The following is a 772-nucleotide window of genomic DNA, read 5'->3' as shown; positions in this document are numbered from 1 at the left end:
ACAATGGCCATGGACTTCCCCTTCGGAGTGAGTTGATGAGATTCGCAACCCCATCGTGGCACTCGTTGCCGTTTGCCGCTACGCGGCTAGCTCCGGACGGGGAAGTCCCTTTCATTCGTTAGAGCGCATCGGCATGCCAGCACCACTCCCTATCACGTTTTGTGCGGCGAGTGCCGCCGATGGCCACGCATTGGCCGAACTCAGGGTCGAATCCATGCGGGAGAGCCTGCAGCGGATTGGCCGTTTTGATCCGGTGCGTGCGCGAGAGCGCTTCCTTTCCGCCTTCTGCCCCGAACACACTCGCCATATCGAATTCGACGGCGAGCGCATTGGCTTCGTCGTGGTCAAACCACACGGTCAGGGCTTGTTGCTCGATCACTTGTACGTCCACCCTCTCTATCAGAACAAGGGTGTTGGTACGGCCGTGCTTGCGCAGGTGTTCGCCGAGGCCGATGCGGCGGGTCTTCAGATGCGTGTCGGTGCGTTGCGCGGCAGTGACTCGAATCGCTTCTACGCGCGGCACGGGTTCGTCCAGGTAGAGCAGGGCGAGTTCGATAATTACTACGTTCGCGTGGGCAAGAATGCGCTCTAACCCCTCCATCGAACGGACCCACAACGGCGAGGCGCAGCTTTGCGCTTCGGCCAAACTGAGCGCGCCGTTGCGGTCCGCTCATGTCGAACGTTAGGGAGACGCTGATCAATTGACCGCTCCGGCACGATGCATGCATGCCGCGCGGAACCCGGACACAGCCACGCCAACATGAGCCAACGC

The 772-nt window shown here is 61.0% G+C and carries 1 protein-coding gene; it reads left to right on the top strand.

Translation table 11 applies throughout. The features are described from left to right. Window positions 1-133 precede the first annotated feature (133 nt). Window positions 134-592, top strand: a complete 459-nt coding sequence (locus E8D38_RS27965; RefSeq protein ID WP_140637603.1) for a GNAT family N-acetyltransferase — start codon at window positions 134-136, stop codon at window positions 590-592. The last annotated feature ends 180 nt before the right edge of the window (window positions 593-772 follow it).

It is taken from the genome of Methylibium rhizosphaerae, assembly GCF_006386545.1.
In the GTDB taxonomy this organism is placed as follows: Bacteria; Pseudomonadota; Gammaproteobacteria; order Burkholderiales; family Burkholderiaceae_C; genus Pseudorivibacter; species Pseudorivibacter rhizosphaerae.
Note: the sequence above shows the minus strand (reverse complement) of the source record. Positions and strands in the feature narration are given on the sequence as shown.

Coding starts and splice junctions, on each gene's coding strand:
- E8D38_RS27965 (WP_140637603.1), top strand. CDS start 134: ATGCCAGCACCACTCCCTATCACGTTTTGTGCGGCGAGTGCCGCCGAT.